The sequence below is a fragment of the Streptomyces sp. 2-1 genome, assembly GCF_048564895.1.
Classification (GTDB): domain Bacteria; phylum Actinomycetota; class Actinomycetes; order Streptomycetales; family Streptomycetaceae; genus Streptomyces; species Streptomyces phaeochromogenes.
Map to the genome: position 1 here is coordinate 10,259,359 of NZ_CP183383.1, position 15,690 is coordinate 10,275,048.

Annotated in this window: 18 protein-coding genes; 7 read left to right on the top strand and 11 right to left on the bottom strand. The window is 70.9% G+C overall.

What is annotated here, in order from left to right:
• Positions 1-227 precede the first annotated feature (227 nt).
• Together ACN20J_RS44795 and ACN20J_RS44800 are read left to right on the top strand one after the other, a co-directional pair.
• Positions 228-923, top strand: a complete 696-nt coding sequence (locus tag ACN20J_RS44795; RefSeq protein ID WP_189842735.1) for a response regulator transcription factor — start codon at positions 228-230, stop codon at positions 921-923.
• Entirely contained in the window at positions 923-2,779 is a 1,857-nt protein-coding gene (locus tag ACN20J_RS44800) for a sensor histidine kinase (RefSeq protein ID WP_419668261.1), read from the top strand. Before ACN20J_RS44795 ends, ACN20J_RS44800 begins: the two co-directional genes overlap by 1 nt.
• A gap of 344 nt (positions 2,780-3,123) precedes the next feature.
• On the opposite strand, the gene ACN20J_RS44805 is transcribed toward ACN20J_RS44800, so the two are convergent.
• The 7 genes from ACN20J_RS44805 to ACN20J_RS44835 form a co-directional block, all read right to left on the bottom strand.
• A complete protein-coding gene (locus ACN20J_RS44805) occupies positions 3,124-3,345 on the bottom strand; it encodes a hypothetical protein (protein ID WP_189842733.1) in 222 nt (73 codons plus the stop codon).
• A 144-nt stretch (positions 3,346-3,489) separates the two neighbouring features.
• Positions 3,490-4,053, bottom strand: a complete 564-nt coding sequence (locus tag ACN20J_RS44810) for a hypothetical protein (RefSeq protein ID WP_419668262.1) — start codon at positions 4,051-4,053, stop codon at positions 3,490-3,492.
• Positions 4,054-4,265: 212 nt separating this feature from the next.
• Positions 4,266-4,544, bottom strand: coding sequence for an Atu4866 domain-containing protein (locus ACN20J_RS44815; protein ID WP_419669070.1), 279 nt, complete (start codon positions 4,542-4,544; stop codon positions 4,266-4,268).
• Between the two features lie 128 nt (positions 4,545-4,672).
• Positions 4,673-6,349 carry an ATP-binding protein gene (locus ACN20J_RS44820; protein WP_361989938.1) on the bottom strand — a complete coding sequence of 559 codons (1,677 nt, stop codon included), beginning with the start codon at positions 6,347-6,349 and terminating at the stop codon, positions 4,673-4,675.
• Between the two features lie 8 nt (positions 6,350-6,357).
• A complete protein-coding gene (locus tag ACN20J_RS44825; RefSeq protein ID WP_190230098.1) occupies positions 6,358-7,032 on the bottom strand; it encodes a response regulator transcription factor in 675 nt (224 codons plus the stop codon).
• A gap of 241 nt (positions 7,033-7,273) precedes the next feature.
• Complete coding sequence (locus tag ACN20J_RS44830) at positions 7,274-7,822, bottom strand: HEAT repeat domain-containing protein (RefSeq protein WP_419668263.1); 549 nt, start codon at positions 7,820-7,822, stop codon at positions 7,274-7,276.
• 83 nt (positions 7,823-7,905) lie between these two features.
• The gene (locus ACN20J_RS44835; RefSeq protein WP_189842729.1) at positions 7,906-8,118 is read right to left on the bottom strand and encodes a DUF4287 domain-containing protein; all 213 of its coding nucleotides are present in this window, start codon (positions 8,116-8,118) and stop codon (positions 7,906-7,908) included.
• A gap of 187 nt (positions 8,119-8,305) precedes the next feature.
• Between ACN20J_RS44835 and ACN20J_RS44840 the strand changes: the two genes are divergently transcribed.
• Positions 8,306-9,103 carry a VOC family protein gene (locus tag ACN20J_RS44840; protein ID WP_361912309.1) on the top strand — a complete coding sequence of 266 codons (798 nt, stop codon included), beginning with the start codon at positions 8,306-8,308 and terminating at the stop codon, positions 9,101-9,103.
• Between the two features lie 65 nt (positions 9,104-9,168).
• Here ACN20J_RS44840 and ACN20J_RS44845 read toward each other — a convergent pair whose 3' ends face one another.
• Complete coding sequence (locus ACN20J_RS44845) at positions 9,169-9,978, bottom strand: SAM-dependent methyltransferase (protein ID WP_189842727.1); 810 nt, start codon at positions 9,976-9,978, stop codon at positions 9,169-9,171.
• Between the two features lie 162 nt (positions 9,979-10,140).
• On the opposite strand from ACN20J_RS44845, the gene ACN20J_RS44850 reads away from it, so the two are divergent.
• Entirely contained in the window at positions 10,141-10,449 is a 309-nt protein-coding gene (locus ACN20J_RS44850) for a GNAT family N-acetyltransferase (protein ID WP_419668264.1), read from the top strand.
• A 71-nt stretch (positions 10,450-10,520) separates the two neighbouring features.
• Here ACN20J_RS44850 and ACN20J_RS44855 read toward each other — a convergent pair whose 3' ends face one another.
• From ACN20J_RS44855 to ACN20J_RS44865, 3 genes are all read right to left on the bottom strand, one after another.
• Complete coding sequence (locus ACN20J_RS44855) at positions 10,521-11,558, bottom strand: LLM class flavin-dependent oxidoreductase (RefSeq protein WP_419668265.1); 1,038 nt, start codon at positions 11,556-11,558, stop codon at positions 10,521-10,523.
• Positions 11,559-11,656: 98 nt separating this feature from the next.
• Positions 11,657-12,367 (bottom strand): AAA family ATPase, encoded by a 711-nt coding sequence (locus tag ACN20J_RS44860; RefSeq protein ID WP_190230094.1) that lies wholly within the window; start codon positions 12,365-12,367, stop codon positions 11,657-11,659.
• A 63-nt stretch (positions 12,368-12,430) separates the two neighbouring features.
• Entirely contained in the window at positions 12,431-12,856 is a 426-nt protein-coding gene (locus tag ACN20J_RS44865; RefSeq protein WP_361912324.1) for a DUF5997 family protein, read from the bottom strand.
• Between the two features lie 37 nt (positions 12,857-12,893).
• Here ACN20J_RS44865 and ACN20J_RS44870 point away from each other — a divergent pair, with 37 nt between their 5' ends.
• The 3 genes from ACN20J_RS44870 to ACN20J_RS44880 all read left to right on the top strand — a co-directional run bounded on the left by ACN20J_RS44870 (position 12,894) and on the right by ACN20J_RS44880 (position 15,669).
• Positions 12,894-13,679, top strand: a complete 786-nt coding sequence (locus ACN20J_RS44870) for a LysR substrate-binding domain-containing protein (RefSeq protein ID WP_361912327.1) — start codon at positions 12,894-12,896, stop codon at positions 13,677-13,679.
• Between the two features lie 80 nt (positions 13,680-13,759).
• Positions 13,760-15,004: a sensor histidine kinase gene (locus ACN20J_RS44875; RefSeq protein ID WP_419668266.1), complete on the top strand. Its 1,245-nt coding sequence runs from the start codon at positions 13,760-13,762 to the stop codon at positions 15,002-15,004.
• The gene (locus ACN20J_RS44880) at positions 15,001-15,669 is read left to right on the top strand and encodes a response regulator (protein WP_189842720.1); all 669 of its coding nucleotides are present in this window, start codon (positions 15,001-15,003) and stop codon (positions 15,667-15,669) included. The genes ACN20J_RS44875 and ACN20J_RS44880 overlap by 4 nt, the downstream gene beginning before the upstream one ends.
• Positions 15,670-15,690 lie beyond the last annotated feature (21 nt).

Genomic DNA, 15,690 nt, shown 5'->3' on the forward strand with positions numbered 1-15,690 from the left:
GCCATGCACGCACCCTCGCCGCACCGGGCGCAGAGCCAAGTACGTCCAGTACGAGGCTCTACGCCCGGCACGCCGAGAGCACGCACCTGACGCCGCGAGGCCGCCCTCCGGGCGACGACGGGAATTGTCAGACAGGCCCTAGCAGGCGGTTGTGAGGAAGATGTCAGGGCGTGGGAAGCCCCTCACCCACGGTCCCGCCACGGCCCGGGGCGCTTAGCATCGGCCCCGTGTGCGCACATGTGATGGTTGCCGAGGACGACGAGAAGCAGGCGGAGCTGATACGCCGTTCCCTGCTGAGCGAGGGCCACACCGCCACCGTGGTCCACGACGGCGGAGCCGCCCTGGAGGCGGCCCGGCAGCGTCGGCCCGACCTCGTCGTCCTGGACCTGATGCTCCCGGTGATCGACGGCTTCGGCGTGTGCCGGGCGCTGCGCCAGGACGACGACATCCCCGTCCTCATGCTCACCGCACGCTCCACAGAGGAGGACGTGCTGCTCGGCCTCGAACTCGGCGCCGACGACTACATGACCAAGCCGTACAGCCCGCGCGAACTCATGGCCCGCATCCGCACCGTCCTGCGCCGCAGCGGACGCCAGGCCGCCGGGCACCGCGAGGACCCGGTCGTACGGGCCGCCGGGATCGTCGTGGATCCCGTACGGCACGAGGTGGTGTGCGACGGATCGCCGGTGGAGTGCACCCCGGCCGAGTACGAGATCCTGCTGGCCATGGCCGCCGAGCCGGAACGGGTCTTCTCCCGGCAGCAGTTGCTGCACCGCACCCGGGGCATCGACCGCGCCTCGACCGAACGGGCGGTCGACGTGCACATCATGAACCTGCGCAAGAAGATCGAGGCGGATCCGCGCAGACCGGTACGGCTGCTGACCGTCTTCGGTGTGGGCTACAAGCTCAGCGGGGACCGCTGATGACCCGCCCGATACCGCTGCGCAAGAGGCTGCTGGTCCGGCTGCTGATCACGTCGGTGCTGATCGCCATCTGTTCCGTGGCGGCGACGGCCTGGCTGGCGGTGGAGACCACGACCCGGGCGATCCAGGAGGAGCAGGGGCAGGTACTGACCGAGGACATGGACATCCTGCGCCAGTTGAGCGGATACGCGGCCACCCATCGCGACTGGTCCGGCGTCGGGAAGACCGTCCGCGCGCTGTCGGACCGGACCGGGCGGCGCATCGCCCTGACGGCCCCGGACCGTACGCCGATCGCGGACTCCGAGACACGGGACACGGCTCTGCCGCCCAGGGCCGCCGCCGCGGTCGATCCCCTGCACACCGACACCTTCACCGAGCCCGGAGCACAGCGGACCGGCATCGACCCGCGTGCGGTGGGTCCGTTCCGGCTGCCGCGCGCGGAGCGTGAGCGCGTACGGCTGCTGGCCGAGAAGCGCCGGGCCTGCTTCTCGATCAACGGTGTCGAGACCACCATCACGCAGATGGCCAGCGGCCGTTCCGTCCTCGTCGACGAGGACGGCACCGTGGACGGAGGCCAGGTACCGACGCCGTGCGCCGACGGATTGCTCAACACCCCGACCGCGACGGAGGAGAAGGCCCTGGCGGAACTCAACACGTACGCCGGGGACTGCCTGAAGGGTGTCGGCGGGAAGTTCCCCTCGCTCTTCGCCGCCACGGTCGACTTCACGGACCGGTCCATGCTCACGCGCTACCTCGGCCGGAAAGCGGAGACGGGCATCGACACCACCCGTGACCAGGACAAGAAGGCGCAGGAGTGCGTCGACCGTGCCCGGCGTCAGCAACTGGAGCCCTACGTCGCGCCGGCCGCGGAACTGTTCCTCGGCCGCGGCGACAGCGCCGTCCCGCACTTCGACATGTCGGCCGCCAACAAGGCCAAGGTGACAGGCGTCGCCGGCCTCGTCCTCGCCCTCACGGTGGCCGTGACGGTGCTGGTCGCCACCCGGCTCGTACGGCCGCTGCGCGCGCTGACGCACGCCGCCCAGCAGCCGCCGGAGCAGCACGTACGGGTACCCGTGACCACGCAGGACGAGACGGGCATCCTGGCCGTCGCGTTCAACGACCTGGCCGATCGCCGTGAACGCATGGAGGCGCAACGCAAGGCGATGGTCGCCGACATCGCCCATGAACTGCGCACCCCGCTCACCAACATCCGCGGCTGGCTGGAGGTGACCCGCGACGGCGTCGTCGACCCCGACCGCGAACTGCTCGCCTCCCTGCACGACGAGGCGGTCGTCCTCCAGCGGGTCATCGACGACCTCCAGGACCTCGCGGCCGCCGACGCGGGCACGCTCAGGCTGCACCGCGAACCGGTCCGCGCCGACGAACTGCTCGAACAGGTCGTCGCGGCCCACCGGGTGGCGGCAGAGGGGGCGGGAGTCCGGCTGCACATGTCCGTGGCCGCCTCACAGGGCTCACAGGGCTCGCACGGCTCTGACGGCACACCTTGGCTCGACGCGGATCCGGTCCGGATGCGGCAGGCGCTGGGCAACCTGGTGTCGAACGCGATTCGCCACACGCCGGCCGACGGCACGATCACGCTCTCCTGCCGTCGCCAGGGTGACGAGGTCGTCTTCGAAGTGGCCGACACCGGCAGCGGGATCGCCCCGGAGGATCTGCCCAGCGTCTTCGAACGGTTCTGGCGGGCGGAGAAGTCCCGCAGCCGGCGCACGGGCGGCAGCGGCCTGGGTCTGTCGATCGTGCGTCAACTCGTCACGGCCCACGGCGGTACGGTGACGGTCACCAGCGAACTCGGCACCGGGTCGGTCTTCACTCTGAGGCTCCCCGACGCGGGCTGACCGGTGGTTCGGCATCCGTTGGCTGGTGGTTCCGGTACCAGGATCCGCGGTCCTGCACACAACAGTGATCTGGTTGCTCCGGCACCGTTGGCGCAGTGTTGCCCCATGAACACCACCAAGCACCCGGAGGTCAGGATCCGCGTGACGCCTCTGCGTCGCCTCAGGGGTGACGCATACGTCCCGCGCACCGTTCGAGCAGTTCCCGCACAGGCCGACGACGAGGCCCCGCGCGTACGGAGCCGGGAACGGCCCACACGATCGGACGGCCGCCGCCCCGCATGTGACTGAGCGTCGGGAGCGCGAACCGGCCCGGCTCACTCGGCCGGGCCGGTTCGCCCGGCTCCTCAGCCGTCCGCGGCATGCACGCCCGGGGTCAGGATCTCGTCCAGCACCTTGCGTACGGCCTCATAGGCCTGACTCCGCACGTCGGCATCGCGTGACCCGCCGGGATCGCCCCGCCTGAGGTCGTCGCTCCGCGCCTTCCACGTCTCCTCCTCCCGCTCGGCCCAGGCGCGAGCACGCTGGATACGGCGCAGGAGTTCGTCGGAGTCCACGACATCAGCCATGGCATACGGATACCCGCTGGAGCGCTTTCGACAGCCCGTGGGCCCCACTGATCCGGGCGAGGCCCGTGAGCCTCCGCCCGCACCACCCGGTCGTCATCCCGGCGGGGTGCCCGCGTCATCGCGGCGCACCCCGCCGGTGTGCGACTACTCCGTCGGCGCCGGGACGCTCGGCAGAGCGGGCAGACCGCCGCCGAGGAGCCCCGTCAGCACGCCGATCACGTTCGACAGCACCTTCGGCACCTCGGCGACCACTCCTCCCACATCGAGGGAGGTCAGAGCCGAGAGCAGCCCGCCGAGTGATTCCTGAAGCCCTGCCACCGCGTCCGACACCGGGTCGGCCGCGGCCAGCTCGGTGGGACGGTCCACGGTCTCCAGCCGCTCCTCGACGGACGCGGTCGCCTCCGTGACGGCCTGGCCGTGCTCGGCCGCCTCGTCCGCGTCGAGCGGTTCGTGATCCCGGTCGGCGAGGGGGATGAGCGCGTCCAGGAGAGGCCTCAGGACGTCTCCGTGATCCGCCGCTTCCAGGGAGTGGATCCGCTCCAAGGCCGTGTCGGCCGCGTCGGCGGACAGCGGGGCCACCGCGACGGGGTTGCCCACGGACCCCGTGGACACGTCGGAGGCGGCAGTGGCCGTAGCGACCGGCCCGCAGACGAGAGCGGCACAGACGAGGGGCGGGAGAAGGAGCCCGCGGGATACCAGGGCGCGCATACCGGTTCCTTTCGAGGACGGCAGTATCTGGGCCCCACCGTGTGAAACCAGCCGACTCACCGCAACCGATCACACACCGAAAGTGAGCTCCCGCCGCACGCCCACCAGGGCGCCGACCTGCGCTTTTCTTCTGTACGCGCCTGACTCCCCAGGGACCGGCCCGTACCGCCGTCGGGGTACGGCGGTGCCGGAGCAGCCCGATCTGGGAGCGGTCAGGTCGCTTCGCGGTAGAGGACCAGGTGCTCGTGGTACAGCACTCCGTCGCGGACATCGCCCGTGGCGGTGAATCCGATGTCGTCGACGTAGTCGATGTGGCTGCCGGTCACGGTGTAGCTGCCGGTGTACGCGCTCTGCCGGGCGCCGCGGGCCTCGTCGTACCGGCCGTCGGGCAGCAGTTCCTGGCGGATGTGGCCGTCGGCGGTCACCCACATCCCGACGTACGGGTGCGGGGCGCGGGAGGTGTCGTCGTTCGTGCTCGTTCTCGTGGTCATGGCTCCACGGTCGCCCCGGCGGCGCGGGCCGACCAGGCCGCCCTCTTCCCAGGTGGACGACTCCTGGGTGCCGCACACCCAGGAGAGCGGTCCGCTCATGTCGGGGACGGCACGGGACGACCGGCGGGTCAGCGCTCCAGCAGGTCCAGCAGATCCGCGAGCGGCAGCGGCTTGGCCAGGTGGGCGTCGAATCCGGCCTCGTGGGCCAGCGTCCGGTCGGTGCCCCGGCTGAAGCCGGAGACCGCGATGAGGCGCAGCCCGGCGCCGTGCGGACGGGACCGTACGGCACGGGCGACCGCGTAGCCGTCCATGTCGGGCAGCCCGAGATCGCACAGCACGACGTCGAAAAGGCTCGCCTCGGTGGCCGTGACGGCGTCCGCGCCCGTGTGGACGACCGTGACGTGGTGCCCCTGGCGCTCCAGCAGGGTGCGGTAGGTCGCTGCGAGGTCCGTGTTGTCCTCGACGATCAGGATGGCCAACTGCCGTTGCGCACGGCCGGTGGCCGCGGGGCGGGTCGGCTGTGGCGCGTTCGAGGCGGCCGTCGGCAGCAGCACGTCGAACGAGGCGCCCTTGCCGGGCCCGTCGCTGTGCGCGGAGATCCGGCCGCCGTGGAGTTCGACGATGGTCCGGGCCACCGCGAGCCCGAGTCCGAGCCCCTCGGGGGTGTGCGGCCCGGCGGGAGCCGCCCGCATGAACACCCCGAACAGTTCCTCCGCCTGACCGGGCTCGAAGCCGATCCCGTCGTCCCTGACCGTGAGCTGCGCCTGCCCGTCCACGGTCGCCAGGCATACGTCCGTACGGCCGCCCGGCAGCGTGTACTTCAGCGCGTTGGACAGGAGGTTCGTCAGCACCTGGGCCAGCCGCAGCCGGTCACCGTCCACGAGCACCGGGCCGTCGGGCAGCCGGAGTTCGAGGGCCCGTCCCTCGTGGCCGAACAGGCCACGCATGTCGGCGCAGGCGCTCTCGACGGCCGACCTCAGATCCATCCGCTCGGGCACCAGCTCCAGACGACCGGTCAGCGCGCGCGTGCCGTCCAGCAGGTCGTTGCTCATCCGGGCCAGGATGCCGAGCTGCCGCTCCAGGACGGAGAGCGCAGGATGGCCGCCGGGGAGGTCGAGCGCCAGCAGCTCGGTCGCCGCGGTGGCGGCGGCCAGCGGATTGCGCAGCTCGTGCGAGAGCGTCGCGATGAACCGGTCCTTGGCCCGCTGTTCCTCCTGCAACTGCCGCCCGGCGGCGTCTAGTTCGCCGTTCACCCGGCGCAACTGCTCGTTGACCTCACGGATCTCCCGCGCCCGGACGAACAGATCGATCTCCATTCCCTCCGCGCGCATCTGCGCCTCGGCTGCCGCTCGCTCGCGTTCGTGCCCGGCCCGGCGCAGCCGCACGAACTCGGTGACGTCCTCGACCCGGTGGATGATGTGCGTGACCCGGTCGTCGGCGTCCAGGACCGGTGTGTTGACCGGGCTCCAGTAGCGCTCGGCGAAACCGCCCTCGTCGCCCGTCGGGATGTCGTACCTCTGCAGCGCCATCGTGTCCGTGCGGCCCGTGCCCACCACCGTCTCCAGCGAGCGGCGCAGGTTGGTGACGCCGTCGGCCGACGGGTCCTCGGGGTTGTCGGGGAACACATCGAAGATGGGGCGCCCGACGATGCTCCGCCGGGTGCCCGTGGCCGTCAGATAGGCGCGGTTGACCTCGACGATCGTGAAGTCCGGGGCGAGGACGAGCAGCGGGGAGAGCGTGGAGTCGAAGAGGCGCCGGAAGTCCGGGACGGGCTTCGGGGTGCTGGACGGACGGCTCGTGGACATGGCGGCCCTCAGGGGTCGAGACGGTATCCATAGCCGCGCACCGTGGTGATCCGCGGTGCGGGCGCCGGGAGTCGGGAGAGTTTGCCGCGCAGCCGGTACACGTGCTCGATGACCGTCGCGGGCTGCTGCCAGGACGCTCCCCAGATCAGCTCCAGCAGCTGCTCGGCGGAGAAGACCCGGCCGGGGGAGCGGGCGAGGGCCTCCAACAGGGCGTACTCCTTGGGGCGCAGGTTCAGCAGGACGCCCGGCCCGCTCGCCTGGCGTGCGGCGGTGTCGACGCGCAGGGTCCCGACGTCGAGGACGGTCGGCAGCTCGGGCGGCCGGCACCGGCGCAGCACGGCGCCGATGCGGGCGACGAGTTCCCGCTGCGAGAACGGCTTGACGAGATAGTCGTCCGCGCCGATCTCCAGGCCCGCCACCCGGTCCGTCTCGTCTCCGCGACCGCTGACGACTATGACCGGAAGTCGACTGGTCGAGCGCAGCGCCCGCAGCAGTTCGAGACCGCTGCCGTCGGGAAGTCCCAGGTCGAGGACGACGAGATCGATGCCGCCGTCGTGCATGACGGCCTTGCCGGCCCGGGCGTCCATGGCCCACGAGACGCTGAAACCCTCACGCTCGAGATAGGTACGGCACATCAGTGCGAAGTCGGGGTCGTCCTCGATCAGCGCGAGGTGTGGACGCACTCGTCATCACCCGGCCCAACTGCCGCCCGCACGTTGTGTCGCTGGTGAGCGGGCGTTGATGCCCCGACCATGTGGCGAAGGTAGAACAGTAAGCACCCACGGTTCAAGGGGGAGCCGCCCGGGGGAGTTCCGGCGCGGGCGCGTGCGGCGCGGGGAGCGCATGACGCCGCACCAGCCCGTGCCGGAACAGGGGCCACAACCGGCCACGGAAACCGCTCCAGTCGGGCCGGGAGCCCCGCTGTCAGCGGGGCCTGCGGGCCGGTCGCGGCGCGGTCCTGCGGTGGATGGGGCCGCCCGGCGCGTACCAGCCGGCCTTCTTCCGGACAGCGGGCGACGGATCGTTGTCCCGTGCCCGGACCAGGGCGGCGACCGCCTCCGTGTGGGTGTGCACCGACAGCCCGACGAGCTCCGCGGCGAAGTTGCGTACGTGGGCGTCGGGATCCCGGTGCAGCAGCCGGATCCCCCGGGGCAGCACCACGGCCCGGTCGGGACGGCAGGCGTCGCTCTTGCACCGGTCACAGGCGAGCGCGTGCACCGCGGCGATCCGGACCTGGGGGCTGGGGTCGTCGAGCATGGCGATCAGGTCGTCCAGTGCCTCGGTCACCAGCAGGTGGTCCAGCAGCCTGCAGCACTGCTCCCGTACCAGGGCCTCGTGGTGCGCCAGGCCCCGCCGGATGGTCGGCACGGCGGCGGAGCCGAGCCGCATCAGCTCACGGAAGGCCGCGGGCCTCCTCGGCTCGCTGCCCAACGCACGCACCAGAGCGTCTTCGTGTGTCTCCGTGGCCGACATGGCGCCTCCCCGTCCCGGGCTCCCCTCATCGACGAGTCTGCGGAGGCCCTCTCATGGCCCGCAACGCATTTCTTCGCGGCGGATCACCTGCCGCTGTCCTCGGCGAGCGTGTGCGCGACGAGGGCGTTGGCGTGGCCGTGGCCGATGCCGTGTTCGGTCTTGAGCCAGGCCACGAGTTCCATGTGCTTGGTGAGGGGCGAGGAGCGGATGAGGCCCTGCCACTCGGCTATGGGGCGGCCGTACTTCTTCTCTATGGAGGGGAAGTAGCTCGCGGGCCCCTTCACGGTCTCACTCATGGCGGTGTCCCATCCTCTGGTCTGCTGTTTCGACTGGTGTCGCAGTGTTGGACCGAGGCGGTCACGGAACATCATCGGCGGGTAAAAGTGATCTGCGTCACGTATCTCGCGGTGTTCGCCGCGCGCTTCGGCCGACGGCTGGCTAGCGTGACAGGTCAGAGCCTTCAATGACGAGGGAGTCAGAGCCATGGCCGTACAACCTGAGGGAACCCCGTGCTGGGCCGACGCCAGCTTCAGCGATGTCGAGGGTGCCAAGAGCTTCTACGGTGACGTGCTGGGGTGGACGTTCGGCGAGGCGTCGTCGGAGTTCGGGAACTACACACAGGCTTACGCGAACGGCAAAGCGGTGGCCGCCGTCGTCCCGCCGATGCCCGGCGACGAGGGCCCGTCGGCGTGGTGTCTGTACCTCGCGTCGCCGGATGCGGCCGCGACCGCCGAGAAGGTACGCGCCAACGGTGGCCAGGTCCTGATGGAACCGATGAAGGTCGGCGACTTCGGCACCATGCTGCTGGCCCAGGAGCCGAGCGGCGCCGTCTTCGGCGTGTGGCAGGCCGGTGAGCACGAGGGCTTCGAGGCGACGGCCGTGCCGGGAGCCTACTGCTGGGGCGAGTTCTTCACCCGGGAGCCCGAGAAGGTGGACGCCTTCCTCCCCGCCGTCTTCCCCTACCGCGCACAGCAGATGGAGGACGACGCGATCGACTTCAGGATCTTCAACCTCGGCGAGGAGACCGTTCTGGGCCGGATGAAGATGACGGACGAGTTCCCGCCCGAGGTGCCGTCCTACGTCAACGTCTACTTCACGGTCGAGGACTGCGACGCCGCCGTGGCGAAGGCGACCGAACGTGGCGCGATCCTGCGGTTCGGCCCGATGAGCAGCCCCTTCGGACGGTTCGCGGCACTCAGCGACCCCCAGGGCGCGTCGTTCTCCGTTATCGACGTCACCACGACCGAGGGCGAGATGCCGAAGCTGACCGACGTGTCCTGAGCGCGTATCCGATGCGCACGGGTGGGGCGGGCCCGTCCTCGGACGGGCCCGACCGCGACGACCCGCTACGGCTTGCGGCCGACCGCTCCATAGGCGTCGACCACCGAACCGGCGGCCTCCGGACGCCACTGGGTGACCTGCACGACGCCGGGCTCGACCAGCTCAAGGCCGTCGAAGAACCCGGCGATCTCGTCGACGGCCCGCACGTAGTACGGGACGGCGCCACTGGCGTTGTACGCATCCGACGCGGCGATCATGCCCTCGCTGGTGGCGGTGCTGTCGCTGATCACCAGGTAACTGCCCGACGGCAGACCGGCCATGAGGCGCGAGACCAGATCCCGGGCCTGGTCGTACTCGGCGACATGGCCGAGCGTGTTGAGGATCATCAGCGCGACGGGCTTGGAGAAGTCCAGCGTGTGCGCCGCCGCCTTGAGGACGGCCTCGGGCTCGTACAGATTGGCGTCGAGGTACGCCGTCTCGCCCTCGGGCGTGCTGGTGAGCAGCGCGCGGGCGTGGGCGAGGACCAGGGGGTCGTTGTCGACGTACACGATGCGTGCGTCCGGGGCCACACGCTGGGCGACCTCGTGCGTGTTGTCGGCGGTCGGCAGACCGGTGCCGATGTCCAGGAACTGCCGGATGCCCTGCTCGCCGGCGAGGTGTGTGACAGCGCGTCCGAGGAAGTGGCGGCTCGTGCTCGCCACGTCGACGAGGCCGGGGAAGATCTCCTTGATGTGGTCCCCGATCTCACGGTCCACCTCGTAGTGGTCCTTGCCGCCCACGAAGTAGTTCCAGAAACGGGCGGAGTGCGGCTTGTCCGTGTCGATCCGGGCCCGTATCTCGGCAGCTGCGGCGAGTTCGGGTTCGTGCTCTGTCACGAGAGGGCCTCCTGCGGATCGTTGTTCGGCAATCGAACGTCAACTTAGCCGAACGATCCGCTCGCGCGTCCCCGCTCCGGGGGCAACTCGGGCGGACCGTACGGGTTTTGGCCACTGTGGGTTAGTGTCGGGCACCGGCGCAACGGGGTTCAAGGAGGAGACATGGCGATCGAGATCAGTGACAGGCCCGAGGCGCGTCGCTACGAGGCCCGGATCGACGGGGCGTCGAAGGTCGCCGGCTTCGCGGAGTACATCCGTACCGAGGAGCTGATCGCGTTCGTCCACACCGAGGTGAGCCCCGAGAGCGAGGGCAAAGGTGTCGGGTCCGCGCTGGTCCGGGCGTCCCTGGACGAGGCACGTGCCGCGGGACTGCGGGTGCTCGCCACCTGCCCCTTCTACGCGGGCTGGATCGCCCGCCACCCCGCGTACGGGGACCTGCTGTACCAGGCACGCAGCCAGGTCAGCGACTGACACCGACGACACCGCCGACCAAGCCGCACCGCACACACCGAAGGCGCCGTACGCGTGGCCGACGGGCCCCTCTATCCCTGCTGGGCCGTCGCCTGCCAGCCAAGCGCCGGGCCCAGCCGGGTGGCGATGTCGGTGAGGATCTGGACGTAGTCGTCGTGCTCGAAAGTGAAGGGCAGCGCGAACGCCACTTCGTCGATCTCCCGGAACGCCGCGTGCGCGTAGAGCCGTTCGGCGATCTCCGCGGACGTACCGACGAGATCCGGCGCGAACATCAGACGGGCCGGCCCCTGCGGCGTGGCGGTCCGGGGCAGCCGCTTCTCCGCGTACGCCTCGTACTTCGCGCGCTGCTCCGGTGAGGCGCTGTCGGTCGGGATGACGACGAGCCCCTGGGAGACCCGGGCACGGTCGCCGTCGGGGTGGTGGGCACGGAAGGCGCGTACGTGGGACAGTTGGACCTCGGCGAAGTCCTCGGGCTCCTGTGGTCCTTCCGCCTTGACGACGCTGCTGGTCAGGAAGTTCATCGCGTGCTCACCGGCCCACTGCGCCGACCGCAGGCTTCCCCCGCCGTACCAGAGACGGCGGCCAAGACCGGGCGCGTGCGGCTGGACCCGGTCCGAGAACACCTCGAAGCCCTCGACACCGCTGAAGTCGGTGGCCGGTTTGCCGCGTACGAAGTCCAGCAGCCGCGCCACCCGGTCGTACCCGAAGTCCTCGGCGTCGGCGGTGTCCGGATACAGCGCCTGCTTGACCTGGTCGTAGTGCATCGGCGGGCCGACGCTGATGCCGGGATTGAGCCGGCCGCCGGACAGGATGTCGACCGTGGCCAGGTCCTCCGCCAGCCGCAGCGGGTTCTCCCAGCCCAGCGGGATGACCGCGGTGCCGAGCTCGATACGGGTGGTGCGCTGCGAGGCCGCGGCCAGGACGGCCACGGGGGAGGAGATGCCGTACTGGAGATGGCGGTGGCGCAGCCACGCGCTGTCGAAGCCCAGCCGCTCACCGAGCTGGATGATCTCCAGCGTGGACTCGTGGCCCTTGCGGGGGTCGGCCTCGTCGAACAACCCGATGGTCAAGAAGCCCAGCTTCCGCAACGGTTGTGAGGGCAGCGGCACGGGGCTCCTCCATCGTCCTGGGCGGGTTCTGTCGAACGCCTGCGCTGATCACCATTCTGGCAGGCGATCACCGCAGACCGCGCTCGCGGGGTTCGCCCTCAGCCGAGAATGTGCCGGAGATAGGCGTGCGGGTCGGCGAGATAGCGGCGCCAGTGGTCGACCAGGGCGAGATCCTGCCAGGCCACCCGGCGCATCCCGTGGTCGCCGACCTCGATGATGTCCGCCCCCGGCAGCGCGGTCAGCAGCGGTGAGTGCGTGGCGCAGATGACCTGCGCGCCCTGCTTCGCCAACTGGTCAAAATGGCCGAGCAGTTCGAGGCAGGAGCCGAACGACAGCGCCGCCTCCGGCTCGTCCAGCACATACAGCCCGGGCTCCAGGAACTTCCCGCGGAACGCCGCGAGGAAGCCCTCGCCGTGACTGACCGAGTCCGGCGCGAGCCCTTCGCGGTCCAGCGCGTCCATCGCCGTCTCCGCCCGAAGGAAGAACCCCTTGCGGGCCGACCAGCTGCCGAGCATGCGACGCCCGCGTGCTGCCGCAGCGTCGAAGCGGATCCGCTCGCCGAGCACCGACTTGGCCCGGGGACTCGCGTACCGCCAGTCGTGCGAGCCGCCCCAGGAGTCCAGACCGAAGCCCTCGGCCAGCGCCTCGACCAGGGTCGACTTGCCCGATCCGTTCTCACCGACGATGAAGGTCACCGGCGCCGTGAACCGCATCCCGTCCGCCATCAGTCCGCGCACACAGGGCACGGACCAGGGCCACGCGTTCTCGTCGTGCGAGGCGATGTGTGCGTACGCGCGTTCGATGATCACGGGTCGAGTCTTCCACAGCGCACCACGGCGGTCCGAGGGAGTGCTGAGGCCGTCCGAGGACCGTTACGTGCGCGGCTGGTCGCCCTTGTCGTCGCGCTCCGCGTTCTTCTCCTTGATGCGGACCGCTTCCTTGCGGACCTCGGCCTGGGTGGCGCGCTCCTTCTGGAGCCACTCGGGACCCTCGGCCTTCAGCGCCTCGATCTGCTCCGTGGTGAGAGCCTCCGTGACACCGCCGCGCGCGAGCCCCGCGATGGAGACGCCCAGCTTCGACGCGACGACCGGACGGGGGTGCGGGCCGTCGCGGCGCAGGTCCTGCAGCCACTGCGGGGGGTCGGCCTGCAGTGCGGTGAGCTCGGATCGCGAGACGACACCCTCCTGGAACTCGGTGGGGGTGGCCTCGAGGTACACACCCAGTTTCTTGGCCGCGGTCGCGGGCTTCATCGTCTGGGTGTTCTGGTGCGACGTCATGGTGTCCAGGGTATCGAGCATGTGAACCACCGCCGACCACGCCGGGTAACCTGGCCAGGTGACAGGCTCGGAAGATTCCCCTTCGTTCCGGCTCGCGTATGTCCCGGGAGTGACGCCCAGCAAGTGGGTGCGGATCTGGAACGAGCGGCTGCCCGACGTCCCCCTCACCCTCCTCGCGGTGTCCGTCGCGGAGGTCTTCGAGGTGCTGCGCGGCGGCGACGCCGACGCGGGATTCGTACGGCTGCCGGTCGACCGTACGGACCTCAGCGCGATCCCCCTCTACACCGAGACGACCGTCGTCGTGGTCCCGAAGGACCATGTCGTGGCGGCCGTCGACGAGGTGACCGCCGAGGACCTGGCGGACGACATCGTGCTGCATCCCCTGGACGACACCCTCGACTGGGAGCAGCTGCCGGGCCGCCCCGCGATCGAGCGCCCCGCGACGACGGAGGACGCGATCGACCTCGTGGCGGCCGGGGTGGGACTCCTGGTGGTCCCGCAGTCCCTCGCCCGCCTCCACCACCGCAAGGACCTCACCTACCGGCCGGTCACCGACGCCCCCGAGTCGCGCGTCGCCCTGTCCTGGCCGGAGGACCGCACCACGGACCTGGTCGAGGACTTCATCGGCATCGTCCGCGGCCGGACCGTCAACAGCACCCGCGGCCGCTCCACGGCCCAGGCGCAGCCGAAGACCGAGTCCAAGACCAAGGGCTCCGACAAGGGCACCGCTCGTCGGAAACCCGCCGCGGGCAAGGCGACGGGCAAGCCGACCGGCAGGAGCCCGCGGACCGGCTCCGGCGCCCCCAAGGGAACGAAACGCGGAAAGCCCCGCCGCAAGTCCTAGCGACCGCGGGGACCGCCGAGTCCCGCGGGCTACTCCCGGTGGCGTATGCGCCGGGATGATCCGGCCCATACGGTGATGTCGTGACGAGCTTCGACGGACTGGTGGAGCGTGCACGATCACTGTCGCCGCTGACCGCGGATCTGCTGGTGGTCGCCGTGGTCGGGCTGTTCACGGCGTCCGACGCCGCGTCCAACGACCCCGACTACCAGCAGGCGGACGGGCTCACCTGGCTGCTGCTCGCGATCTCCCTGACCGCGCTCGTGTGGCGCCGACGGTGGCCGGTCCCGGTCGCGGTCGTCACGGGCGCCGCCTGCGCGGGCTGGGCGCTGCACGGGCACATCGGGGAACTGCTCAACCTGCCGGTGATCGTCGCCCTGTACACCGTCGCGGTGCTGGGCGACCGACGGCGCACCCTGTGGACCGGGCTCGTCGCGTCCCTCGTCTCGGGCGCGGTCGCACTGCGGGTGGGGCGTGACGTGGCCAACCCGCAGGGGCTGCCGATGCTGGAGATGATCTGGCCGCTGGTGCCCCTGCTCCTCGGCGAAGTCATCGGTACGCGGCGGGAGTTGATGGACGAGTACGCGGCCCGGGCCGTCCGCGCGGAGGAGGAGCGGGAGCGGGAGGCGGCCCGCCGGGTGCACGAGGAGCGCCTGCGCATCGCCCGCGAACTGCACGACATCGTTGCGCACACGGTGACCGCGATGACGGTGCAGGCCGGAGTCGCCCTCGACGCACTCGACACCCGGCCCGAGATCTCCCGGCAGGCGATGCGGCAGGTGCGCGACTCGGGCAAGGAAGCCGTGGGAGAACTGCGGGCCACCGTCACCGTACTGCGAGACCACGACCGCGAGACCATGGCACCCGCTCCCGGACTCGCCCAACTGCCCGAACTGGTCGGCCGGTTCACCGACAGCGGCGTGGACGCGGCACTGCGCCACGACGGCACGGCGGACGGGCTCTCGCCGATGGTCGAGCTGGCGGCGTACCGCATCGTGCAGGAGGCGCTGACGAACGTGGTCAAGCACTCCGGCGCACGCCACGCGGCGGTCTCGGTCGCCCGGCAGGGCGACCGGCTGTGCGTGGAGATCGTGGACGACGGACCACCCTCGCGGACCGAACCACGCTCGCGGTTCGAACCACCGTGGCAGCTCGGCCCACCGCCACCGTCGGCGGCCGAAGGCTTCGGGCTCGTAGGCATGCGGGAGCGGGCCGCCGCGGTCGGTGGCAGCATCGAGTACGGTCCGGTGCCCGGCGGCGGCTTCCGGGTACGGGCCACACTCCCGGCCGTACTCCCGGCCGAGGCACTCCATGGAGGACGGCCATGACCGTGCGCGTGGTGCTCGCCGACGACCAGACCGTCGTACGGGCCGGTTTCCGGGCCCTGTTGGACCTGACCGACGACCTGGTGGTGGTCGCGGAGGCCGCCGACGGGACGCAGGCCGTCGAGGCGGTCCGGCTGACCCGGCCGGACGTGGTCCTGATGGACATCCGGATGCCCGGCGTCGACGGCATCGAGGCCACCCGCCGCATCGCCGCCGACCGCACCCTCGACGGCGTACGCGTCGTCATGCTCACCACCTACCAGGTCGACGCGTACGTCTTCGAGGCGCTGCGGCACGGCGCCGCGGGCTTTCTGCTGAAGGACATCGAGCCGGACGGGCTGCGCGCGGCGATCCGTACGGTCGCGGCCGGACAGAGCCTCCTCGCACCGGCGGTCACGCGGTCCGTCGTCGAGGAGTTCGCCCGGCTGAAGGCCCCGGAGACGGCCGGTGCCGAGCGGCTGGCCGTGCTCACCGACCGGGAGCGCGAGGTGATGGCCCTGGTCGCGGCCGGACTGAGCAACGAGGAGATCGGCCGGGAGCTGATCATGAGCCCGTTGACCGCGAAGACCCATGTCAGCCGGGCGATGACCAAGCTGGGCACGCGCGATCGGGCGCAGCTGGTGGTGCTGGCGTACGAGACCGGGCTGGTCCGGGCGGGGGAGCGGTGAGGGTACTCCCGCGGGAGTAGC